Here is a 21,753-nt window from a genome sequence, read left to right on the forward strand (position 1 = left end):
GGTCCGAAAAGCTGCTTCTTGAGGACATCGAAGTCCTCCAGCACCAGCGGGGGTTCGAGGGTGCTGCTCAGTAGAAGAAGGACATGCCGTGACGCCCAACGACGTCTTCGCCCTGCTGGTGCTCGCCACCGCCGTGCGCGTCTTCGCCTCGGACCTGCGCTACCTGACGCGGCGTCTGCTGCGCGCCGGGGTGCGGGTGGGAGCCGCCGCGCTGATAGAGGACCACCACCGCGGTGCTCCCCGTGCTCCCCGGACCGAAGTGCTCACGCCCGCCGCCCATGACGAGGAGGCCCAGCCGTGAACACCGATCTCCCGTCGCCGGACGACCACGGCGAATATCTGGCCGAGGTGCGGTACACCCTGCCGCCCGCCCTGGAAGCCTTCCACGATCTGTATGTCAAGGCGTATCTGAACTACGCCCACGCCATGCTCGGCGACAAGGCCGCCGCCGTCGCGGTGGTACGCCGCTGCTTCTCCCATCTGGCCCTCAACTGGGAGCGCGTCATGCGGGCGGAGAGCCCGGAGGCGTACGCGTGGGCGCTGCTGAAGGCGCGGGTGGACACCCATCTGCGGCTGGCCGGCCTGGACCCCCAGCTGGTGGAGACCGCCGCGTTCCAGCGCACCGCCCGCGCGGTGCTGGAGTCGGTGCGGTGCAAGTTCGAGGTGATGGAGACCTCGCTCGGCCTCTACACCGCCATCGCCTCGCTGCCCGAGCGGCAGTACGACGTGATCGTGCTGCTGTACGTACTGGGCTACCCCTCGTACCGGGTCGCCCGCATCATGGGCGTGGAGCGCGACACCGTCCGTTCCCATCGGCGGCTGGCCAAACGGCGTATCGCCCAGAAACTCGGTCTGCCCCTGTACGCGGACGCCGGCAAGGAGAAGGAGTGAACCCCATGCAGCCCCCGCGCGGCATCGACGAAGTCCTGGAAGACGCTGTGATCCCCGACGCGTTCGCCGAGTACGACCTCGCCGCCTCCAAGGCACAGATCGCCCGTGATGTCGCCGACACCCTCATGTTCGACAGCCCCGTCGCCCGTAGCGCCGGTATCGCCCGTCCCGACCCGGCGGCTCCGGCCGGCTTCTTCCCGACCGTCCACGATCAGGCGGGCAAGGATCTGCACGCCCTGTCGGCCGAGGCGCTGCACGGCATCGACGCGGCCGGGCAGCTGGCCAGGCTCGCCAACTCCCGCCGAATCGACCCCGACGGCGCGCTGCACTTCGCCTGCCTGCTGAATCTGGCCGGATGGCACGAAGGCGCCCAGTTCTGGTGGCAGTTCGCGGCCGGCGCGGGCAACCCCACGGCCGCCTACTGCCTCTATCTCCTCCACCTCGGCAGAGGTGAGCGACGCGACGCCGCGCACTGGGCGGATCAGGCCGCCGATCTCGACTCCGGGCTCGTGGCGCTCCCGGCGGGGCGGCTCAGCGTCTGCTATCCCACCACACACCACCGGCGCCCGCCCAGCCCCGCGCTGCGCGCGGCCGTACAGCGTCTGACGATCGAGGAGGACGAGGAGTTCGGCAGCGTTCCCCACCCCGACCCGCATCTCGCGGAGCAGATCGGGGAACTCGCCGACGCGTTGTGAGCGTGGTCGTCCCCGTCAGGGCCGAGCCCGACCCGGCAGGGAGCGCAGCCAGTCGGTCAGCAGCCGGTTGACCTCGTCGGCCCGCTCCTGCTGCACCCAGTGCCCGCAGCCGTCGAGGATGTGCGAGGAGACCAGACCGGGGAGCGTGGTGGGGTACGCCTTGATCGCGTCGGCCAGCCAGGTTGTGGACGCGTCGAGCGCACCGCCGATGAACAGCGACGGCTGAGTGATCGGCGCCCCGTCCCACGCGGCGAGATCCTCCCAGTCCCGGTCCATGTTGCGGTAGCGGTTGAGTGCGCCGGTCAGCCCCGTCCGCTCGAACTCGTGCGCGTAGACGTCAAGATCGGCCTCGCCGAGCCACGAGGGCAGGGAGGCGTCGGGGAAGCGGTCCGAAAGCTTCCCGCCCGGCGGGACGAAGTGCGGGTCACCGCCGTCGGCCGGGGGAACCGCGTCGCCCGACAGCACGCCGTAGAACCCCGCCAGCCAGCCGCGGACGTCGCGCTCGATCTCCGCCTCCGCCCGGCCGGGCCGCTGGAAGTAGCTCACATAGAACTCTTCGGGGCCGCCCATCATGGCGAAGGCGTCCGTCGGCCGGAAACCGTTGCGGGGCGCGTAGGGAACGCTGAGCAGCCCCACGGCGGTGAAGACATCGGGCCTGAGCAGCGCCGTGTTGGCGGCGATGGTCGAGCCCCAGTCATGGCCGACGACGACCGCGGTCTCCTCACCGAGCGCCCGCACGACACCGACGTTGTCGGCGACATGGGCGAGCATCCGGTACGCCTCGATGTCGCGGGGCTTCGAGGAGCGCCCGTAGCCCCGGACATCGATGGCCACCGCCCGGAACCCGGCCGCGGCGAGCACCGGCAGCTGGTGGCGCCAGGAGTACCACGACTCCGGGAACCCATGGACCAGCAGGACCAGGGGACCGGTGCCCTGCTCCACCAAATGGATCCGGCCGCCCGGAACATCCACCGACCGGTGGGTCGCGTCCGGTACCTGAGCGGGCTGAGTCATGCGTCCTCCTTGAGCTGTCCTGCGTCGGTCGTGCGACGGCGTACCACGGCGGGTCGGCTGTCAGTCAGCGCCCCGCCGTGACGAGCACCGCCGCCCCGACCATGTCGCCGCGGCCACACCCCGGGCAAGTACTTTTGCCGACTCGGCAAACCGGCTCGGCGACGTTCTCTACGGTGTGCCCGCGGACGCCGCACGCAGCAGAAGCCCCGGCGCCGGCGTGTGTCAGATCTTCCCGGTCCCCGCACCCGCCGTGACAGAGGCGACGACGCTCGACGCCGGTTCGGCCGTGTAGCTGTACGGCGGCGTGGTGAAGGAGCCCGTCTGGGAGACCTCGGTGGCGGCGCCCCCGAGGTCGTTTCCGCGCAGCACCGCGTAGCCGTCCACATCGCTGCTGCGGTTCGTGGTCACCGCGACCTTCGTGTCGCGGAAGACATTGTTCTCGACCAGCATCTGCGCCCCCATCCGGGAGTGGCAGGCGGTGTCGGCACCCTGGACGTAGTTGTCGTAGAAGTGGCCGGTGCCGAAGCGGAGACTCGGGATGCGCGAGTAGACGTTGCTGAACTGGTTGTGGTGGTACGTGACGCGCAAGTGCCCGGTGTCCTCACCGCTGTTGTTGTCGCTGTGTCCGACGAGCGAGCCCTTGAAGTGGTCCTTGAAGGTGTTCCAGGACACCGTGACATGGTCGGACGCGTGCGAGATGTCCAGTAGCCCGTCGTAGTAGTCCTTGTCGTGGTCGCGGTCCGCCGAGAAGGCGTTGTGATCGATCCACACCTTCGTGGACTTCTGTACGGTGACGCCGTCCGCGGGTGCGACGGGCTTGCTGATCCGGAGATTACGGATGATGACGTTGGTCGATTCCTTGATACGCAGCCCGCCACCCGTGAAGCCGGACGCCGAACCCACCCCCAGCACCGTGGTGTTGGAGCCGATGTCGACCTGGCCGCTGAGCGTGATCAGCCCGGAGACCCGGACGACCTTCGCGGAGTCATTCGCGACGGCGGACGTGAACGCGGCGAGCGTGCTGACCGTGACGGGCGTCGCGTTGCCGCCGCCGGTGGTGCCCGCACCGAAGCCGATGGGCGCGCTCTCCGCCGCGACGGCGGACTGCTGCGGTATCGCGCCCAGGGCGGCGACGGCGACGGTGGAGGCGAACAGGGCCGCCAGGCGGCGCCGGCTGATGATCGTGGACATGCGGGTGTGTCCCTTCGAGGGCAAGGAGGGGGAACGGGCGCCGGGCGCCCGGGCGTTCGCCTTCTTGTCGCCGTCGAGGAAGGAAAGGTTGCCGGTCGGAGGGACAAGGGCGGTAACCGGCGGAGGTCAGCCCCCGGCAGCGGAGCCGGCCGCGTCCGCGGAATCGGCCGGGTCGGCCGAGTCGTCGACCGGAGTGATCGGCAGGCACACCTGGAACCGAGTATGGCCCGGCCGCGAGTCCACCCTGATGTCGCCATGGTGCTTGTTGACGACGATGCGGTAGGAGATGTCCAGGCCCAGGCCGGTCCCCTCGCCCACCGACTTCGTGGAGAAGAACGGCTCGAAGATCCGTGGCCTGACCTCAGGGGGAATACCGCCCCCGGTGTCCGTCACCTCCACGAACAGCCGGTCGCCCTCCCTCCTCGTACCCAGCGTGAGCGTGCCCTCGCCGTCCATGGCGTCGACCGCGTTGTCGATCAGATTCGTCCACACCTGGTTCAGCTCGGCGCCGAACGCCGGGACCGGCGGCAGCGTACGGTCGTACTCCTTCACCACCCGGATCCCGGCGGGGATCTTCGCCCGCATCATCGTCAGCGTGGCGTCAAGCAGCGCGTGCACATCCACGACCTGATGGGGCGCCCGGTCCAGCTGGGAGTACTGCTTGGCCGCCCCGACCAGGTCCGAGACCCGGGTCACGGCGTCATCGATCTCCCCCATCAGCAGTTCGGTGTCGATGGTGTACGCGAGCCAGCGCACCGCCGAGTCCAGATGGTCCTCGCCCACCGCCTCGGCGGCCGTCGCCAGCCAGGGCACATTGACGCCCCCGGAGACCAGGACGGGCGCGATATCCCAAGGGTTGGCCACTCCGTGCTCATCGAGCCAGTCCGTGAGTTCGTCCTCGGCGTCCGAGGCGTCCAGCGCCGACAGGGGGGTTGCCGCCGCGGCCTGCTTGACCGCCGCGTCCTGGATCTCCACCAGCCCGCGCAGCCGGGTGCCGTCCAGCCGGCCGTCCGCGATCAGGGCGAGTTTGTGCCGCATACCGGCCACCCGCTCGCGCAGCGCCTCGGTGGCCCGTACCGCCGCCGCGGCCGGATTGTTGAGTTCATGGGTGAGACCGGCGGACAGCGCACCCAGCGCGACCAACCGCTCCCGTTCGCCCAGGATCGTGTCCGCCGCGCGCGACCCGAAGAAGAGCCCCTCCAGCAGATGGAGCGCCATCGGGAACCAGGAGCGTATAGCTGAGGCGAACTCATCGGCCGGCAGCACGAAGAACTCCGCGTCGCTGACGGCCCGCAGAGTGTTCGGATAGACCTGGTCGACGCGGTCACCGAGATACGCCTGCGTCGCCCCGCTGTAGACACCGCGCTGGTCGGTCCTGGTGACCTCGATGTCGTCGCCGTGCAGCCGTCGGCTGAGCGTCACGGCACCGCTGAGCAGCACGAAGAAGCAGGTGGCCGGCTCACCCTCGTTATAGACGGCGCTTCCGCCCGTCCGCTGCTCCACTCTCCCGCGCTCCGACAGCCAGGCCAGCTGGTTCTCGTCGAGCGCCTCGAACAGGAACAGGGTGCGTAGTTCCGCCGGCGTCATACGGTTCGAAGCGCTCACTGTGACTCCAAGTAGCGGTGGACCAGGGAAATGGCCATCGCGCCGTCACCGACGGCGGAGGCGACACGTTTGAGCGACGCGGCACGGACATCACCGGCCGCGAACACCCCCGGCACGCTGGACTCCAGGTGGTACGGGTCGCGCGGCAGTGGCCAGTTGGCCGGCCGCCGCCCGTCGGCCACCAGATCGGGGCCGGTGATCACAAACCCCCGCTCGTCCCGCTCGACCACGCCCTCCAGCCACTCCGTACGCGGCTCGGCGCCGATGAAGACGAACAGCCAGGACGCGTCGACCGAGTCCGTCGCCCCCGACCGGACGTCCCGCAGCGTGAGCTGCTGCAAGTGGCCGTCGCCCTTCCCGCCGACCGCCTCGGTCCAGGGGTGGACGACGATATGGTCGACGCCGTTGATCTGATCGATCAGATAGCTGGACATCGAGCTGGTCAGATCGGCGCCCCTGATCAGCAGATGCACCCGCCGCGCGTAGCGGGAGAGATACACGGCCGCCTGCCCCGCCGAGTTGGCGCCGCCCACCAGGTAGACCTCCTCGCCCGAGCAGGTGGACGCCTCGGTGACGGTGGACCCGTAGAAGACACCCGTCCCCGTGAACTCGTCCAGGCTGGAGGTCGCCAGCCGGCGGTACGAGACGCCGGTGGCGAGCACCACCGTATGGGCGGTGATGGCGCTGCCCTGCCCGAACCGCACCACCCGGCCCGATCCGGCCGCCTCCAGCCCGACGACCTCGCGGGCACTGAGGATCTCGGCGCCGAACTTCAGCGCCTGGCGGCGGGCCCGGTCGGTCAGCTGGGCCCCGGAGACGCCGTCGGGGAACCCGAGGTAGTTCTCGATCCTGCTGCTCTGGCCCGCCTGCCCGCCGGTCGCCTCGCGCTCGACCAGCACCGTACGCAGCCCCTCGGACGCGCCGTACACAGCGGCGCCGAGCCCGGCCGGTCCGCCGCCGACCACCACGAGATCGTAGAAGTCCGAGGTGGGGGTGGTGCTCAGTCCGACATGCGCGGCGAGCTCCTTCTCGGCCGGTGCCACCAGCGACGTGCCGTCGGCGGTGACCACGAGCGGCACATCGCTGGGGGCCACTCCGGCGGCGGCCAGCAGCCGGGAGCCCTCGGGCTCGTCGGCGGGCAGCCAGCGGTACGGCACCAGATTGCGGGCGAGGAAGTCGCGTACGGCGAAGGACGGAGCGGACCAGCGGTGCCCCACCACCCGGGTTTCGGTGATCCCCGGATCCGGGGTGGTCGCCCAGACGTCCAGCAGTTCGTCGATCACCGGGTACAGATGCTCCTCCGGCGGGTTCCACGGCTTGAGGAGGTAGTGATCCAGATCAACGACATTGATCGCGTCAATGGCCGCGCCCGTATCCGCGTACGCGGTCAGCAGCACCCGCCGCGCCAGCGGGAAGAGGTCCATAGCCGCTTCGAGGAACTCGATGCCGTTCATCTGCGGCATCCGGTAGTCGGCGAGCATCACCGCGAGCCGTTCGCCGCGCAGCTTGATCTCGCGCAGCGCCTCCAGCGCCTCCGCCCCGGAGACGGCGCGTACGACCCGGTACTGATCGCCGTACCTGCGCCGGATATCGCGGGCGACCGCTCTGGAGACCGCTGGATCGTCATCGACGGTCAAGATCGTCGGGTTCGCCATGCCATCACCATCGCCTGAGGACGAAACGGCCTTCAGACAATCAGTCTACGAGCGCCCGCCCGCTCCGCCTCCAGACGCACTGCCCGCGGATGCACGGCGGCCCCACAGCGCCGTCCCGTACGCGCGTGCCGCTCAGCCGAGCCGCTCGATGATCGTGGCGTTCGCCAGCCCTCCGGCCTCGCACATCGTCTGGAGGCCGAACCGCCCGCCGGTCTGTTCCAGGACGGAGAGCAGCGTCGTCATCAGCCGCGCCCCGCTCGCCCCGAGCGGATGGCCGATCGCCGTGGCGCCGCCGTTCACATTCACCTTGCGCGGATCGGCACCGGTCTCGGCCAGCCAGGCCAGGACGACGCTGGTGAACGCCTCATTGACCTCGAAGGCGTCGATGTCGTCCAGGGAGAGGCCGGAACGGCGCAGCGCCTTCTCGGTGGCCGGGATGATGCCGGTCAGCATCAGGACGGGGTCGTCACCGGTGACCGCGAAGGTGTGGAGCCGGGCGCGCGGGCGCAGCCCCAGGCGGGCGGCGATCTCTGCGCTGGTGATCAGCACGGCGGCTGCCCCGTCGTTGATCGGCGACGAGTTACCGGCGGTGACCTGCCAGCCGATCGACGGGAACCGCTCGGCCCAGTACTCACTGCGGAAGGCCGGTCGGAGCGCGCTCAGCACCTCCGTGGTGGTGCCCGGGCGGACCGATTCGTCGCGGGTCGCCTCGACCGGCGCGCCGTCGACGCCCGTGGTCTTGACCGGCGCCACCTCCGCGTCGAACAGGCCCGCGCTCCAGGCGGCCGCCGCGCGTCGATGGCTCTCGGCGGCGAAGGCGTCCAGCCGCGTACGGGAAAGTCCCCAGCGGGCCGCGATGAGCTCGGCGCTGATGCCCTGCGGGACGAGCCCTTCCGGATAGCGCTCGGCGACGGCGGCACCGAAGGGATCCTGGCCGGCGGTCTGGCTGCCGATGGGGACGCGGCTCATGGACTCGACACCGGACGCGACGACGACGTCGTACGCCCCGCTGATCACTCCCTGAGCGGCGAAGTGGACGGCCTGCTGGCTGCTGCCGCACTGCCGGTCGACCGTGACCGCGGGAACGGACTCCGGAAGTCCGGCCGCGAGCGCCGCCCAGCGGGCGGTGTTCATGCTCTGCGGCCCGATCTGGCCGACCGCCCCGCTGATCACGTCGTCGATCAGCCCGGGATCGATGCCCGTACGGTCGATCAGAGCGCGAAGCGCGTGGGCGTGCAGGTCCACGGGGTGCAGGCCGGACAGGACGCCGCCCGGCTTGCCCTTCCCCAGGGGAGTGCGGACCGCGTCAACGATGACAGCTTCGTTCATGACTCTCCCTGCCGTTCTTCCTGCCGCGCTCCGCCCCCGGCCGGGTTCCGGTCGGGCCCCTGGCCCGGGCGCCGTGTGGTGATCGTGGCGACGGCGGACGTCTCGCCGATGGCGACGTCATGGCCTTCCGCGCACCGCACGCGCGGTGCGACCTCGGCGCCGCAGCCGGTGTGCGTCCAGGTGATGCCACCGCTCGCGTCCGCCAGATAGGAGTCGCCCCAGTTCATCAACGAGGCGAGGACGGGAAAGAGCGCGCGCCCCATGTCGGTGAGGACGTACTCGTGCCGGGTGCGCTGTCCCGCCTCCCGATAGGGGACGCGTGCGAAGACGCCGATGTCGACGAGTGCGCGCAGCCTATTGGCCGTCACGGTCTCCGTGATTCCGGCGCGGCGCGCCAGTTCGTCGAACCGCCGGCCGCCGTAGAACCCCTCGCGTACGAGGAGCATCGCCGACCGGGTCCCAACGACACCCAGTGCCCGTTCCAGGGGGCACCATCCATCACTGCCCTCTCGTTCCCGGCCGGCCAGGAGACCGGTCAGCGCCACCGCTTCGGACATCTCGGACGTCATGGCTCCAGGCTACTCCCTGGCTACACCTATGTGTAGTCAGATAATGTTCGCCGCCGCGGCGGCGCCGGCAGCCCCGGCGATGCGACCCGGCAGGCGACGCGCGCGCCTCCACATCCGGCGCGCCGGGTTCCGCGAAAATGCCGCCATGCCAGGATCTTTCCTCTCCGCACCGGCCCCCGCTCCCGCGACGGCGTCAGTGCCAAGGCCCCCGCGTCGGCGCCTCTCCGTTCTCCTGCTCCTCACCGTCCTCGCGACGCTGAGCGCGGCCCTCTTCTCCGCTCCCGCCGCCCTGGCGGCCGGAGCGCCTCACCCCCTCCACGCGCCGGTCGCTTCCGTGGCCGCCCCCGACCGCGCACCCGCGTTCGCGCCGTGCACCAGCACGGATCCGGTGGTGTGCCGGATCCGGGAGATGACCCCGGAGGAGCGCGAAGAAGCGCGCGAGGTCCGGATCCAGTACCACCACCTCCTGGACCGGATGCGGCAGGTGGCGGACGAGATGCGCGCGGCGGGCGCGTCCGACGAGGACATCGCCAGGGTGATGGTGGACATGCGCAATGACGCCAAGGACATCACCCGCGCCGGAATGTCCCCGGAAGCGGTCAGGCTCCTGGAGGAGCGCAACATGAAGAAGTACGGCAACCCCCTGGGGCCGACGGCGGATCAGCTGTACGCCAAGTACGGCAGCTGGGCCGAGGTCATCGACGCCGCGACCCGGACCAGCCCCGAAGTCGACCGTGAACTCGGCCTGGAGCCGCACAACTGATGAGCTCTCACATAGTTCTCCTCCAGGACTACGACCGGCACGACCGGGTATGGGCGCTGGACCTCCGGTCGGGCGAAGTCTCGCCCGCCTCCGGCCGCTGCCACGGCTTCGTGCGGCTACAGATGCCTCAACATCCCGGCCCGGCGCGGGAGGACCGCGAAGCCGCGGCCCTCTTCGCCGAGGCCGGAACGCTGTGGTTCCAGTACGGTGACCGCCGCTGGGACTGCGCCTCGGTGACGGTCCGGCACTCCGGATCACCGGACGGCACCCGGCGCTTCACGGTCACCGGCCCGCACGGCATCGCTCTCGACCTTCTCTATACGGCGCCGGTCCCGGAGCCGTTCGACCCGTCCTACGACGCGATCGACGCCCTGGAGGACGACTTCCTCCACTGGGTCGCCCAACGCCTCGCCACTGCCGGCCGCCGCCACAATCTGCTCGCGCACTACCTGAACGGCTTCCTCCCCGCCTGACCCCGGGCGCGGAGGGAGCCGTTCCCCGTACCGGGCGGTCGGGCGACAGATGGGGCTCGTGGGGCTGGTGAGAGGCCCGGTTACGGTGGGGGCAGGACATGGCTCCGAGATGTCAGCTGTCCGTTGATGTCCGGGGGTTGCGGGGGAGGGTCGATGAGGTTCTGTTTTGTGGTGGAGGAGCAGTACCGGTTCGACGGCATGCCGGTGGAGGTGATCCGTCAGCTCGGTGCGTGGGGGCACCGGGTGGACGTGGTGCGGCCGGGCACGTCACTGCTGCGGTTGTCCGAGGTCGTACGCGCGGGCGGGCATGACGCGTGGGTACTGAAGACGGTGTCCGGGGGCCCGGGACTGGCGTTGCTGGAGGCCGCCGCGGCGGTCGGGCTGACGACGGTGAACGACGCGCGGTCGATCCGTGGCGTACGGGACAAGGTGGCGGCGGCGGTGGTCGGCCGCGGCCGGGGACTTCCGGTTCCCGAGACATACGCCGTCGCGCGCCCCGAGTTGCTGGCGGAGCTTCCCGCGGCGGCGTTTCCGTTGGTGGTCAAGCCCGCCGAGGGGAGTTCGGGAAGGGGGGTGCGGCTGGTGCGGTCGCCGGACCGGCTGGCGGCGGTGAGCGCCGGGCTGTCGGGGGAGGGGATGCTGATAGCCCAGCCGTACATACCCAACTCGGGCGTCGATCTGAAGGTGTACGGGGTGGGTGGCGAACTGTTCGCGACGGAACGGTCCTCACCGCTTCATCCCGGGCAGCCTCAGCGGGAGCGGTCCGTGCCGTTGCCGGCGGAGGTGGCGAGGACGGTCGCCGAGGCCGGTGAGGTCTACGGGCTCGATCTGTTCGGCGTGGATGTGCTGCTGGGCCCGGACGGTCCGGTCATCGTCGATGTGAACGATTTCCCGAGCTTCCGGCGCGTGCCGGACGCGGTGGCGCGCGTCGCGCGTGCGGTGCTTGAGCTGGCGCGTACGGGAGGCACTGCCCCTGGCGCGGCGGCAGTTGGCCCGTTCCCGCTGCCGGAGCCGGTGTCCGAGTCGGCTCCGGTGTCGGTACCGGAGCCCGTTTCGCTCCTGACGTCCGCCGGGGTTCCGTTCCGGATACCCGCGACAGCGGGTGAGGCCGGATGAGGATCGGCCTGATCACGCCCCGGCCCGATCACCCGGTGCTCGCCGCCACGACCGCGCTGCTGACCCCCCGCCACCAGGTGGAGTCGATCGACCCGGAGTCAGAGGGCGACGGCGCGCAAGAGGGTACGGCCGTTCCGGGCCCGCTCGCCGACGTCTATCTGCTGAAGGCACGGACACCGCGGGCGCTGGCCCTGGCCAGATCCTTCGAGGAGCGCGGGGCCCCGGTGCTGAACTCGGCGGCGGCGACCGCGCTGTGCCAGGACCGTACGGAGATGGCCGGCCTGGCCCGGCGCGCCGGGCTGCCGTTCGCGGCCACCCGGACCGTGGCGAGCCTGGCAGGACTCGCCGACGAGCGGGACCTGCCGTATCCGCTGGTGGTCAAGAGCCGGCACAGCCGACGCCACGACCTCGTCACCCGGGTCGACAACGCCGCGCAACTGCGCGGACTGCGCTCCACCTGGGCCCAGGAGCCCGTAGTGGTCCAGGAGTTCACCGCGAACAGAGGCTGGGACCACAAGCTCTGGGTGATCGATGGCCGGGTCTTCGCCGCCCTGCGCCGCTCTGAATTGGCCGAGGAAGGGCGGGGCCCGACGCTCCCCCTCGAACTCGGCGACCTGCCCCGCGGCTGGCAGGACTTGGTGCGCACGGTCGGTGCCGTATTCGCGCTGGAGGTGTACGGCGTCGATGTGATCGACGCGGGCGACGGCACCCCGCTGATCGTGGACATCAACGCGTTTCCCGGAATACGCGGCCAGAAGGGCGCCCCGGAAGCCCTCGCGGCGCTGGCGCTCCGGGCGGCCCGGCGGCCGTAACACCAGGACCGTCGGCGTGATCAGCGCCTCACCCGCTGTCCGTATCGCCTGCGCCCCGCGAGTCCGGACGGCGGCGGGCGCTCTCCAGCCGGCGGGCACGGTGGCTGGCGACGTTCAGCCGGTTGCCGCACACCTCGGGCATGCAGTAACGACGGCGCCCGGCCTTGCTGGTGTCGACGAACATCCCCTCGCAGACCGGCGAGGCGCAGCGGCGGAACCGGTCATGGCTCAAGGTCCGCAGGGCGCCCAGCAGTCCGGTGCCCATGAGAACGGCCAGCTCGTCGGCGACGGACGTGTCCGGTGAGGTCGCGACGTACCACTGCCAGGGGTCCTCGGCGTCGCGGTACAGGGACGGACCGATGCCGCCCCGCCTGACCAGCGCGCTCGCGGCCTCGACGACATGCTCCTCGGCGTCGGCCTCAAGAATGGCGCGGATCTCCCCGAAACACCGCTGAGGAGAACACCATGGACACCGCTCCCTTCCTGGCCTACCTCGACGGACGCCACGTCCGCTGGCAGCTGACGCTCGACCAGTGCGTCGACAACGCGGGCGACGATCCGCGCGCCCGGCTGCTCGCCGTCTTCGACGCCCTGCGGTCGTGGGCGGCCTCCTCGCCGGGCTTCCGCAGCTGCGCGCTCGTCAACGCGATGGTCGAGCTGGCCGACCCGCAGCACCCGGCCCGCTCCGTGACCGCGGCACACAAGCGGGCGCTGCGCGCCAGGATGCTGGAGCTCGCCGAGGCGACGGGTGCGCCCGATCCCTGCCTGCTCGTGGACCAACTTCTGCTGGTCTACGAGGGAGCGATCGCCGGACACGCCGTGGGCAGCGTCGAGAAGGCCGAGGACAAGGCCCACATCACGGCCCGCCGGCTGATCGCCGCCGCCACTCCGCACCCCTTGGACACCTTCTGGGCCGGCCCCGAGCCCACGTCGCGGTAGCGCTGTGCGGGGAATGCGCCGGGTCGGCTGGCATCATCGGGCGCATGGCACTGATCGAGGTCGTACAGGGTGACATCACGCGCCAGGACGTGGACGCCATCGTCAACGCGGCGAATCAGTCGCTGATGGGCGGAGGCGGCGTGGACGGCGCGATCCACCGGGCGGCCGGGCGGCGGCTGGCCGAGGCGGGCGCCGCGATCGGGCCGTGCCGGCCGGGCGACGCGATGGCGACCCCCGCCTTCGACCTCGACCCACCGGTCACGCATGTGATCCATACCGTCGGTCCGGTCTGGAGGGGCGGACAACACGGCGAGGCCGAGACCCTCGCCTCCTGCTATCGCCGCTGCCTTGAGGTCGCCGACGAACTGGGCGTCAGGACCCTCGCCATTCCGGCCATCTCCACCGGTGTGTACGGGTTTCCGGCGGAGCGGGCGGCGCGGATCGCCGTCGCCACCGTCGGATCCACGCCAACCTCCGTCGAGCTGATCCGGCTCGTCGCGTTCGACCGAGGGACACACGCTCTGCTGACAGCCGCTCTCGCGGAATAGCGGGCCGCCGCCCCCGGAACCGGATCCGGCACTTCCCGTACGGTCCGGTCCACGCCAGGCTGGGGCCGGCACGAGTCATCAGCGAGAGGAGCCGACGGCAATGACGTTCGACGTGGCAGCGGTACGCGCGTCCTATCCCGCACTCGACGACGGAACGGCCTATCTCGACGGCGCGGCCGGCACGCAGGTGCCGACCACCGTCATCGACGCGATCACGGCCGCGTACCGGTCCGGGATCGGCAATGTGGGCGGCTCGTTCGCGGCCAGTCGGCGCGCGGGGGAGATCGTCTCCGACTGCCGCCGGGCGGTCGCCGATCTGGTCGGCGGGGTCCCCGAGGGCATTGTCCTGGGCCCCAACACCACGTCGCTCATCTACCGCTTCTCCCAGGCTCTCGGCTCGACCTGGCGGCGCGGTGACGAGATCGTGGTCTCCCGGCTCGACCACGACGCGAACATCCGGCCGTGGCTCCAGGCGGCGGCCCGCGCGGGCGTGGTCGTACGGTGGGCCGAGGTCGACCCGGCGACCGGCGAACTGCCGGTGGAGCAGTACGACACGCTGCTCGGCGACCGTACCCGCCTGGTGGCGGTGACGGCGGCCAGCAACATCCTCGGCACCCGCCCCGATGTCGCGGCCATCACCGCCAAGGCGCACGCGGTCGGCGCCCTGACATATGTGGACGGGGTCCACGCCACCCCGCACGGCCCCGTCGATGTCACGGCGCTGGGCGCGGACTTCTACGCGACGAGCGCCTACAAGTGGTCCGGTCCGCATATCGGCGCGGTGGCCGCGGACCCGCGGCTGCTGGAGTCGCTGAGCCCGGACAAGCTGGTCTGTTCGCCGGTCGCCGTGCCGTCCCGGTTCGAGACAGGCACGGCGCCCTTCGCGGACCTGGCCGGGGTCACGGCCGCCGTCGACCATCTGGCAGCCCTGGCCGGCCCCGGTTCGGGAGACCGGCGCGAGCGGCTGCTCCGGTCGATGTCCGCCGTGGAGTCGTCCGAGCGGGAGCTGTTCGCCGTGATGCGGCGGGGGCTGGCCGAACTTCCCGGCGTCACGCTCTACGGCGAGCCCGCGCACCGGACCGCGACCGCCTACTTCCGGGTGGCGGGCCGCACACCGAGAGAGGTCTCCGAGCGGTTGGCCGCCCGCGGGGTGAATGTCTGGGACGGGCACTGCTACGCCTGGGAACTGGCCGGCGCGTTGGGGCTGCGGGACACCGGTGGCGCGGTACGGGCCGGGCTGGTGCACTACAACGACCGCTCGGACGTGTACCGTCTGCTGGCGGCTGTCGCGGAGCTGGCGTGTACGAAGGAACGCCAGTGAGTGGCTGCGCGACGTCGGCGTACCGGAGCTGCTCGGCGAGCTCGAATCCGATACCCGCAACGTTCTCCTGACGCTCGCCAGGGTCTGGATGACCGTCGCGACCGGATCCGTCACCTCCAAGGACGCCGCCGCCGATTGGGCGCTCGCGCGGCTCCCGGCCGAGCACCGCCCGCCGCCGGCACGCGCGCGAGCCATCTGTCTCGGAGACGAGGACGAGCGCTGGGACGACCTTCTGCCGTACGTCGGCGCGCACGCCGACCATGTCGTGGCGGCGATCGAACGCGGCACGACGGGGCCGAATGTCACCCCTCGTGGCTATCGTTGAGGAGTATGAGGGAGACCGGGGGAACTTCCGACTATTTTTCGGCGGACGGCTGTTGGCGGGTGAGGCTGTTCCAGGGGGAAGACCGTGGGGCGGCACCGCTCGGAGCGGGAGTGCTGCTGTCCGGTGGGCTGGTGCTCACCTGCGCCCATGTCGTCCTGTCCAAGGACCGCCCGGGGAGCGCCGGCGGGCCCCGGCCGCTGGAGCGGGTGTACGCGGAATTCCCGGGAGCCCGCTCCGTGGTGCCCGAGCCGCTGCACGCCGAGGTACTGGCCGAATATCTGCGGCCGCCCACCTCGCACTTCAGCGCGGACCTCGCGCTGCTGCGCCTGGCCGGGACGCCGCAGGTGAAGCCCGCGGTGCTCCACCGGCAGATCCCGGCGCGCAACGCGCTGGTGCACACCGTCGGCTATCCGGAGGACCTGCCGGGCGGTGAGCACATCAACGCCCGGCTCATGGGGCGCGGCGGTCCCGGGCACGACCCCGAGTGGGTCCAGCTCGACCCTGAGTCGGCGCCCTACGCGGTGCGGCACGGCTTCAGCGGCAGCGGTGTGGTCCACAGCGGTACGGGCGGGGTCATCGGCATCCTCGTACATCAGCACGGCACGGAGCGCTTCCCCGTCGCCCTGGGCCACGCCTATGTGATCCCGACCGAGACGATCCTGAGGCATCTGCCCACCGACAAGCTGGATCTGCTGGTGTCGGGCCCGCGCGCGGTCTCGCGTACCATCCCGCTCGCCCCCGGTCCGGGGAGCTTGGAGCGTGCCCTCGGGCTGCGCCGGACGATGACCCGTTGGCTCAGCGACGGCGGCCCCGTGACCGGCACGGGCACCACGGGAGCGGGAACGGGAGCGGGATCGGGATCGGGATCGGGATCGGGATCGGGAAGAGCGTCGCGTACGGGCGCGCCGACCCGGACACGACAGCGGCCAGGACCGGCGAACGCGCGCGCGGTGGGCGCGGAGGCAGAGGCGGCGGCCTCCGTCGACATGGCCGCGGGGCCCGACCGGGTGGCGGAGCCCGTGGAGCTGGCCTTCGCCCATGACGGCGACCACGACGCTCTGTTCGCCATCCACTCGACGCTGATCCTCGCCGACCGTGAGCGCAATCCGCGAGCGGTACGCACCGGCGGACCGATGGATCCGCAGGCCGGCTCGATCGACATCGCGCTGGACGCGACGGGCTGGACGGCCGAGCAGCTCGTCGTCCGCACCGCGGCCCGGACCGGTCTGCGCGACCGTACGTCACCGGCCGCCGACACCGCCGTACTGCTGGAGCGGATCGCCGAGGAGTGCCCGCCGCTCTCCGCCGCCTTCCTCTCCATCGACCGGGTGGCGCCGGAGGGGGAGGCGGCCCTGCCTCTGCTCCGCGCGCTGCTGAAGCCCGGCCACAGCAGGCTGCTGCTCGTCTTCCGCGATCCGCACTCCCCGCTGCTGGAGCGCGTCGCCGGTGAACTGCTCGACCCGCGGTGGGCGGAGCGCCGTGCGGCGGCCCTCGCCGCACGGCTGACCGTGCTCGCCGGTCTGGAGAGGAGGCGCCGTCAGCTCCAGGAGACGAGGACGGACCGGCGTACCGCGCGTGCCCCCGAGCCGCTGTCGGGTCAACTGGCGGCGCGCTTGGCGGAGTTACGACAAGGGGACGTACTGCGCAACAGCGCGGTCGTCGCGTACGAACTGTTCCGGCTCACGACCGCTGTCGAGGACGCCGTACAGTCGCTCGATCTGCCGCACACCCCACGGGGATACGTCGTCCTCCCGCCGGGCGACGGACTCACCGATCTGCCGCACGTCACCGTCGGCAATCCCGACGATTTCGTCGAGCCGGAGCCGGAGCCGGAGCCGGAGCCGGAGCCGGAGCCGGAGCACGACCACGAGCCGGAGTACGGCCACGAGTCCGAAGCCCGGCCCCGTCGCCCACGCGTTCCCGTCGCCGCGCCCGGTCCCGGTCTCGTACGCGGGCAGGAGCTGCACCAGCAGTACCGGGTCGTCGGCAGGCTCGGCCAGGGCAGCTACGGGCAGGTGTATCTCGCCCGCGACCAGATGCTCGAAGAGCGGGCCGTGGCGCTCAAGGGGGTGCGCGACCCCGACGATCCGAGCGCCACGAAGACCGCCCTGACGGAGCGTCTGCGGCTCGTCAGTCTCAACCACCCGTCGATCATCAAGGTCTTCAACTACGCCAAGCACCCCGGCCATCCGGCGAACACGGCCAAGTTCATCGTGATGGAGTTCGCCGACGGCGCACCGCTGGAATGGGTCGCCGAACAGATCGCGCAGCGCGTCGCGCCCTTCCACGACTACCGCGTCCACGAGTTCATCGCCGTCTACGGGCTGCGCATCCTGAACGCGTTCACGTATCTGCACGTCGAGAGGGAGTTCGTCTACGGCGACCTCTCCCTCACCAATGTGATCCACTGCGGCGACGGCATCAAGCTGATCGATGTCGCCGGTGTGCGGAAGATCGGTGCCCCCGGGCCCGTGACCTATCCGGCCCCTGAGCTGCGTACTTCCACCAACATGACCGTATCGGCCGATCTGTATGCCGTCGGGGCCGTTCTCCAGGCGCTGCTCGACCGGGTCCCCGAGGACCCTTCCGGTCTCGGAACGACCTCACTGCGACGGGCGTTGAGCCGCGCCACGGCGCCCCTGCCCGAGGAGCGCTTCGCCACCGCGGAGGAGATGTCCGTCCAGCTCCGCGGCGTACTGCGTGAGCTGCGCTCGCTGCGGCTCGGCGAGGAGACCTTCGAACCGTCACCGCTCTTCGCCGCGGCGCCCGCCGCCCTCGACGGCGAGCTCGGCAAGGCGCCGCCCCTCGAACAGTGGCGACACGGCGGCAACGCCAAGCGCCGGCTGACGGCCTGGCCCCCGAGACCCACGGAGGTCGCTCTTGGGCTGCCGGTGCCCAAACCGGACGACGCCGACGAGAACTGGACAGAGTTGCAGCGCACTTCGTACGACGATCCGGCCGGGCTCCTCCAGCTCAGCAGCGCCTGGGACGAGTCTCCCGAACGGGCGCTGCTGCGCTGCCGGCTCCATCTGGAGATCGCCCGCGACCATCCGTCCGAGGCCGTCCGCGAACGGGCCGCCGCCGAGCGCGAGCTGACTCGGGCCCGGGTCGCTGTCGGCGCTCTCGCCGCGTACGACTGGCGGCTGCACTGGCATCAGGGGCTGCTCCATCTCGCCCGCGACCGGGTGGAATCCGCGCTGGAGTGCTTCGATCAGGTCTACGCGGCGATCCCCGGTGAGTACGCGCCCAAACTGGCCCTCGGCTACTGCCACGAGGTGCTCGGCCGTCCGAAGGAGGCCATGGTGCTGTACGGGGCAGTGTGGCACCGCAATCACGCCCTGGGCGGCGCCGCCTTCGGTCTTGCCCGTATCCATCTCGCCGACCGGAAACCGCGGCTCGCCCTCGACTGCCTCGAAGCCGTCCCCGCCGATTCGCGCCATCGCACCGCCGCCCGGACGGCCATGGTGCGCATCCTCGCCGACCCGCCCGCCGACGGCTCCCCGCCGACCGTGGACGCCGCCAGGCAGGCGTGGGTGGCCCTGCACCGGCTGACCCTGAAGGAGGGCCTGACCGACCGGCACGCGCAGGAGCGGCTCCGCGCCGATCTCCAGGAGCTGCTGCTCCGGCTGGTCACGACCGCGCGGGAGCGTGCGCCGAGCCGTACGGTTCAGGACCGCAGGGGGAAGGGCCACGGCGGAAGGGCGTCGGACCTGGCCGAAGCGGAGTCCGGGCCGTTGGCCGTGCTCCACGCGGAGCTGGCGGAGCTGCCGGAGACGATCCCCGCCCCGGTCACGGCCCGGGAACTGCGTGAACAGCTCGCGGCCTGCTACCTGCGGCTCTCCGAGCAAGTGCCGCTCACCGCACGGCCCGAGGACCGCGAGCTGGCCGAGGCGCTGGTCGACAACGCGTACCGCACCCGCCCCTACGCCTTCAGCCACCGCCGCGGCGAACCACACCGAGGCCTGTTCCGCGGCTGGCTCCGTGGCGGGTCCTCCGGCCCGGACAGCGCCACCGCGACCGGGGAGCGGAGATGAGCCGCCGACTCACGCGCCGCCTCCGGGAAAGCTCCGCCCGGGAGGCCGGCGGACGCGTCCCGCGGTGGTTCGCGCGATTCGGGCGCCGTGCGACCTGGGGGGCGCCGGGGCGGGCGCTGTGGCGCTGGTCGTCCGGGCGCACGCCCTCGGGCGACCGGCGGTCCACCGCGCAGTTCCTGCTCGGCCGGATGCTGCTGCTGCCCGCCGTCGCCTTCACGGTGCTCGCCCTCGCGGCCACGGCGTACTTCGACCTCCAGGACCGTACGGAACAACTCCGCGACCGCTACGCCCCCGCCCTCGTCGAACTGACCCATGCCAGGGTCTCGCTGACGCTGGCGCAGCACGAGGCCGAACTCCGGCTCGGCAGGGGCGACCACGGACTACCGGCTCAGATCGCGCTCGTCGGGCTCGGCGAGCGGTACCCCGCCCTGCTGACCGAGGCGTCACAGAGCCTGAACAACGTCGCGCAGACAAAGGCCCTGCGCAAGGCCCAGGAGCAGGAGGTCCGCGTGATCTCGGGGCTGGTCGTCGCTTACGACGGCTGGATCAACTGGGCCAACAGCCACTACGGGAGCGATGTACTGCGCAAGTCCGGCATGGAGTACGCGGCGGGCGTGCTGGGCAAAGACACGGGCCCCATCGATGCCACTGCTCCCGCCCTCCTCGACCGCATCAGGAGCCTGGAAAAGGCGCTGCGTGCCGACGTGGACGACCTCTCGGCATGGTCCGCGCTGCCGGTGGGGGCGGCGTCGGCGGCGCTGCTGGCGGCGCTGGTCTTCACGTTCACCGTCGTGGGCACGCTCAGCTTCGTGCGGGGGCAGCTGCGCATACGGAGCTCGCTGCTGACGGTGTACGCGGTGCCTGTCCTGCTGGTGCTCGTGGTGCTGGCGTTCGGCGCCATCGGCCAGCACGAGGCGCAGCGGTACGTACGGGACACGGCCAAAAGCCTCGGCCGTATCTCGGTGCCGCCCGCGTCTGAGGGCGGGATCAAGAATCAGATCAGGAGCGAGATCAAAGCCGACAACCAGATCGAGGACAAGGAGGAACTGCTCGCCGCGAACCTGCGCGACACGCACCCGGGCGCCTGGACATCGGCCGCCGGTCTGGCCCTCGCCCTCGCCGCGGCGACCACCGTGGCCTGCGGTTTCACACTCTTCCACTACGGCCGGAGGCACCTGGCGATCCACTGGAGGTCCCCGTGAGAACCACGCGCCCCTCGCTCCGCACCGCTCTGGCCTGCTGCCTCCTCGCCGTGGCCGCGCTCGTGTCGTCGGGCTGCTCGACCGAGGAGGACAGGACGCTGGTGGTACTGGGGCCGTGGACCGACGGTGAGGAGAAGCCGTTCGAGGCCACGCTGAAGAAGATCACCGAGCGGACGGGAGACACCTACGTCTACAAGGGCACGCGCTCCCTCCGCGAGACGCTCGTGGCCCAGCTGCGGACGGACACACCGCCCGATGTGGCGATCCTCAACGGCCAGGGCGAGCTGGCCGAGTACGCGCGCGACGGCGACGCGCAGCCGTTGCCGGGGGATGTGGCGGGGGCGGCCATCGGACCGTGGTCACCGAGGATCACACTGCTGGACAAGGACGGCGAGCCGCGCCAGCACGCGTACTGGGTGCCGGTGCGGGTGGACCTCAAGAGCATCGTATGGAGCCGTCTCGATGACACCTCCGAGGCCAAGGACCACACCTGGTGCCTGGGCATGGCGTCGGGCGCCACGTCCGGCTGGCCGGGCACGGACTGGATCGAGGATCTGCTCCTGCAGAAGTACGGCCCTTCCGTGTACGAGGACTGGGCCACCGGCGATCTGAGGTGGGACGACGGGCCGGTGAAGGAGGCGTGGCGGTCCTGGCAGACGCTGCTGAAGGCGGGCGGCGAAGACGTGGGCAAGGACGCCCTCGCCACCCCCTTCGTGGTTCGGGGCCAGGGCCTGCTGGACAGCCGCGAGTGCACTGTGGAGCACCAGGGTTCCTTCATCCGCCGTTACTACGACAATGACGTGATGCCCGACCCCACCTCCGATGTCGTCCCCGATCTGGCGGGCCCTCAGACGGCGTTCGAGGTCTCCGGCGACATGGCGGCCGTCTTCACACCGAGCGACGCGGCCTGGAAGCTCATGAGGCAGCTGACATCCCGGGAGACCCGTGATGACTGGGCCGCCGCGGCGAAACCGGCGGAGCGCCCCTTCTTTCCCGACCGCACCGCGGGCCCGGGAGCCCTGACGAAGGGCACAGAAAGGGTCCTGGATCTGTTCCGGAAGGCGGACGACCTCTGCTTCGACGCCTCCGACGCCATGCCGTCGACTCTCCGAGGGGCCTTTCAGCGGGCCGTACTGGAATTCCTCCAGGACCCGCGAGACGACAAGCTGCTCGACGGACTGCTGCGACAGCTGGAGGCGGAGCGGCAGTTGCAGCGGGAGGCCGGCGCGTTCGCCATAGACCATCTGTGCGGCAGCCTGCCCGACGGCTGA

General features: G+C 71.1%; 20 protein-coding genes and 1 pseudogene. 14 read left to right on the forward strand and 7 right to left on the reverse strand.

Going from position 1 to position 21,753, the window contains the following annotated elements; all coding sequences use genetic code 11:
• The first annotated feature begins 88 nt into the window (after positions 1 to 88).
• The 3 genes from IF11_RS0114875 to IF11_RS41590 are packed head-to-tail and all read left to right on the forward strand — an operon-like array spanning position 89 to position 1,586.
• Entirely contained in the window at positions 89 to 301 is a 213-nt protein-coding gene (locus tag IF11_RS0114875; protein ID WP_030352057.1) for a hypothetical protein, read from the forward strand.
• Positions 298 to 891 (forward strand): sigma-70 family RNA polymerase sigma factor, encoded by a 594-nt coding sequence (locus IF11_RS0114880; protein ID WP_051745920.1) that lies wholly within the window; start codon positions 298 to 300, stop codon positions 889 to 891. The genes IF11_RS0114875 and IF11_RS0114880 overlap by 4 nt, the downstream gene beginning before the upstream one ends.
• Positions 892 to 896: 5 nt before the next feature.
• Entirely contained in the window at positions 897 to 1,586 is a 690-nt protein-coding gene (locus tag IF11_RS41590; protein ID WP_051745921.1) for a hypothetical protein, read from the forward strand.
• Positions 1,587 to 1,601: 15 nt separating this feature from the next.
• Here IF11_RS41590 and IF11_RS0114890 read toward each other — a convergent pair whose 3' ends face one another.
• The 6 genes from IF11_RS0114890 to IF11_RS0114915 all read right to left on the reverse strand — a co-directional run bounded on the left by IF11_RS0114890 (position 1,602) and on the right by IF11_RS0114915 (position 8,949).
• Positions 1,602 to 2,600, reverse strand: coding sequence for an alpha/beta fold hydrolase (locus tag IF11_RS0114890; RefSeq protein ID WP_030352060.1), 999 nt, complete (start codon positions 2,598 to 2,600; stop codon positions 1,602 to 1,604).
• Positions 2,601 to 2,822: 222 nt separating this feature from the next.
• Entirely contained in the window at positions 2,823 to 3,791 is a 969-nt protein-coding gene (locus IF11_RS0114895) for a pectate lyase family protein (RefSeq protein ID WP_051745923.1), read from the reverse strand.
• A 126-nt stretch (positions 3,792 to 3,917) separates the two neighbouring features.
• Complete coding sequence (locus IF11_RS0114900) at positions 3,918 to 5,378, reverse strand: ATP-binding protein (protein ID WP_030352062.1); 1,461 nt, start codon at positions 5,376 to 5,378, stop codon at positions 3,918 to 3,920.
• A 14-nt stretch (positions 5,379 to 5,392) separates the two neighbouring features.
• Positions 5,393 to 7,051 carry an NAD(P)/FAD-dependent oxidoreductase gene (locus IF11_RS0114905; protein WP_030352063.1) on the reverse strand — a complete coding sequence of 553 codons (1,659 nt, stop codon included), beginning with the start codon at positions 7,049 to 7,051 and terminating at the stop codon, positions 5,393 to 5,395.
• 132 nt (positions 7,052 to 7,183) lie between these two features.
• Positions 7,184 to 8,380 carry a thiolase family protein gene (locus tag IF11_RS0114910; RefSeq protein WP_030352064.1) on the reverse strand — a complete coding sequence of 399 codons (1,197 nt, stop codon included), beginning with the start codon at positions 8,378 to 8,380 and terminating at the stop codon, positions 7,184 to 7,186.
• On the reverse strand, positions 8,377 to 8,949 hold the full coding sequence (locus IF11_RS0114915; RefSeq protein ID WP_063759165.1) for a winged helix-turn-helix transcriptional regulator: 573 nt from the start codon (positions 8,947 to 8,949) through the stop codon (positions 8,377 to 8,379). The genes IF11_RS0114910 and IF11_RS0114915 overlap by 4 nt, the downstream gene beginning before the upstream one ends.
• A 145-nt stretch (positions 8,950 to 9,094) precedes the next feature.
• Between IF11_RS0114915 and IF11_RS0114920 the strand changes: the two genes are divergently transcribed.
• The 4 genes from IF11_RS0114920 to IF11_RS0114935 all read left to right on the forward strand — a co-directional run bounded on the left by IF11_RS0114920 (position 9,095) and on the right by IF11_RS0114935 (position 12,113).
• Positions 9,095 to 9,712 (forward strand): hypothetical protein, encoded by a 618-nt coding sequence (locus IF11_RS0114920; RefSeq protein WP_030352066.1) that lies wholly within the window; start codon positions 9,095 to 9,097, stop codon positions 9,710 to 9,712.
• Positions 9,712 to 10,185 carry a hypothetical protein gene (locus IF11_RS0114925; RefSeq protein ID WP_030352067.1) on the forward strand — a complete coding sequence of 158 codons (474 nt, stop codon included), beginning with the start codon at positions 9,712 to 9,714 and terminating at the stop codon, positions 10,183 to 10,185. Before IF11_RS0114920 ends, IF11_RS0114925 begins: the two co-directional genes overlap by 1 nt.
• Before the next feature lie 153 nt (positions 10,186 to 10,338).
• Entirely contained in the window at positions 10,339 to 11,301 is a 963-nt protein-coding gene (locus tag IF11_RS0114930) for an ATP-grasp domain-containing protein (protein WP_037727790.1), read from the forward strand.
• The gene (locus tag IF11_RS0114935) at positions 11,298 to 12,113 is read left to right on the forward strand and encodes an ATP-grasp domain-containing protein (RefSeq protein WP_030352069.1); all 816 of its coding nucleotides are present in this window, start codon (positions 11,298 to 11,300) and stop codon (positions 12,111 to 12,113) included. Before IF11_RS0114930 ends, IF11_RS0114935 begins: the two co-directional genes overlap by 4 nt.
• 28 nt (positions 12,114 to 12,141) lie before the next feature.
• Here IF11_RS0114935 and IF11_RS41595 read toward each other — a convergent pair whose 3' ends face one another.
• Positions 12,142 to 12,378, reverse strand: coding sequence for a CGNR zinc finger domain-containing protein (locus IF11_RS41595; RefSeq protein ID WP_206300657.1), 237 nt, complete (start codon positions 12,376 to 12,378; stop codon positions 12,142 to 12,144).
• Between the two features lie 200 nt (positions 12,379 to 12,578).
• Between IF11_RS41595 and IF11_RS36615 the strand changes: the two genes are divergently transcribed.
• The 7 genes and pseudogenes from IF11_RS36615 to IF11_RS0114975 all read left to right on the forward strand — a co-directional run bounded on the left by IF11_RS36615 (position 12,579) and on the right by IF11_RS0114975 (position 21,753).
• Complete coding sequence (locus IF11_RS36615; protein WP_051745927.1) at positions 12,579 to 13,052, forward strand: hypothetical protein; 474 nt, start codon at positions 12,579 to 12,581, stop codon at positions 13,050 to 13,052.
• A gap of 44 nt (positions 13,053 to 13,096) precedes the next feature.
• The gene (locus tag IF11_RS0114950; RefSeq protein WP_030352072.1) at positions 13,097 to 13,600 is read left to right on the forward strand and encodes an O-acetyl-ADP-ribose deacetylase; all 504 of its coding nucleotides are present in this window, start codon (positions 13,097 to 13,099) and stop codon (positions 13,598 to 13,600) included.
• A gap of 100 nt (positions 13,601 to 13,700) precedes the next feature.
• Positions 13,701 to 14,921 carry a cysteine desulfurase-like protein gene (locus tag IF11_RS0114955; RefSeq protein ID WP_030352073.1) on the forward strand — a complete coding sequence of 407 codons (1,221 nt, stop codon included), beginning with the start codon at positions 13,701 to 13,703 and terminating at the stop codon, positions 14,919 to 14,921.
• Positions 14,922 to 14,937: 16 nt separating this feature from the next.
• Positions 14,938 to 15,246 (forward strand): annotated as a pseudogene (locus IF11_RS38900) (DUF4111 domain-containing protein); the annotation flags it as partial.
• 110 nt (positions 15,247 to 15,356) lie between these two features.
• The gene (locus IF11_RS0114965; protein WP_244888234.1) at positions 15,357 to 19,280 is read left to right on the forward strand and encodes a tetratricopeptide repeat protein; all 3,924 of its coding nucleotides are present in this window, start codon (positions 15,357 to 15,359) and stop codon (positions 19,278 to 19,280) included.
• Entirely contained in the window at positions 19,277 to 20,482 is a 1,206-nt protein-coding gene (locus tag IF11_RS0114970) for a hypothetical protein (protein ID WP_030352076.1), read from the forward strand. Before IF11_RS0114965 ends, IF11_RS0114970 begins: the two co-directional genes overlap by 4 nt.
• Positions 20,479 to 21,753 (forward strand): extracellular solute-binding protein, encoded by a 1,275-nt coding sequence (locus tag IF11_RS0114975; protein ID WP_240627678.1) that lies wholly within the window; start codon positions 20,479 to 20,481, stop codon positions 21,751 to 21,753. The genes IF11_RS0114970 and IF11_RS0114975 overlap by 4 nt, the downstream gene beginning before the upstream one ends.

The organism is Streptomyces scopuliridis RB72 (genome assembly GCF_000718095.1).
GTDB classification, from domain to species: Bacteria; Actinomycetota; Actinomycetes; order Streptomycetales; family Streptomycetaceae; genus Streptomyces; species Streptomyces scopuliridis.

Excerpts from the sequence above, each read along its gene's own strand:
- IF11_RS41590 (WP_051745921.1), top strand. The coding sequence starts at position 897 with ATGCAGCCCCCGCGCGGCATCGACGAAGTCCTGGAAGACGCTGTGATC.
- IF11_RS0114890 (WP_030352060.1), bottom strand. The coding sequence starts at position 2,600 with ATGACTCAGCCCGCTCAGGTACCGGACGCGACCCACCGGTCGGTGGAT.
- IF11_RS0114895 (WP_051745923.1), bottom strand. The coding sequence starts at position 3,791 with ATGTCCACGATCATCAGCCGGCGCCGCCTGGCGGCCCTGTTCGCCTCC.
- IF11_RS0114900 (WP_030352062.1), bottom strand. The coding sequence starts at position 5,378 with ATGACGCCGGCGGAACTACGCACCCTGTTCCTGTTCGAGGCGCTCGAC.
- IF11_RS0114905 (WP_030352063.1), bottom strand. The coding sequence starts at position 7,051 with ATGGCGAACCCGACGATCTTGACCGTCGATGACGATCCAGCGGTCTCC.
- IF11_RS0114910 (WP_030352064.1), bottom strand. The coding sequence starts at position 8,380 with ATGAACGAAGCTGTCATCGTTGACGCGGTCCGCACTCCCCTGGGGAAG.
- IF11_RS0114915 (WP_063759165.1), bottom strand. The coding sequence starts at position 8,949 with ATGACGTCCGAGATGTCCGAAGCGGTGGCGCTGACCGGTCTCCTGGCC.
- IF11_RS0114920 (WP_030352066.1), top strand. The coding sequence starts at position 9,095 with ATGCCAGGATCTTTCCTCTCCGCACCGGCCCCCGCTCCCGCGACGGCG.
- IF11_RS0114925 (WP_030352067.1), top strand. The coding sequence starts at position 9,712 with ATGAGCTCTCACATAGTTCTCCTCCAGGACTACGACCGGCACGACCGG.
- IF11_RS0114930 (WP_037727790.1), top strand. The coding sequence starts at position 10,339 with ATGAGGTTCTGTTTTGTGGTGGAGGAGCAGTACCGGTTCGACGGCATG.
- IF11_RS0114935 (WP_030352069.1), top strand. The coding sequence starts at position 11,298 with ATGAGGATCGGCCTGATCACGCCCCGGCCCGATCACCCGGTGCTCGCC.
- IF11_RS41595 (WP_206300657.1), bottom strand. The coding sequence starts at position 12,378 with ATGGGCACCGGACTGCTGGGCGCCCTGCGGACCTTGAGCCATGACCGG.
- IF11_RS36615 (WP_051745927.1), top strand. The coding sequence starts at position 12,579 with ATGGACACCGCTCCCTTCCTGGCCTACCTCGACGGACGCCACGTCCGC.
- IF11_RS0114950 (WP_030352072.1), top strand. The coding sequence starts at position 13,097 with ATGGCACTGATCGAGGTCGTACAGGGTGACATCACGCGCCAGGACGTG.
- IF11_RS0114955 (WP_030352073.1), top strand. The coding sequence starts at position 13,701 with ATGACGTTCGACGTGGCAGCGGTACGCGCGTCCTATCCCGCACTCGAC.
- IF11_RS0114970 (WP_030352076.1), top strand. The coding sequence starts at position 19,277 with ATGAGCCGCCGACTCACGCGCCGCCTCCGGGAAAGCTCCGCCCGGGAG.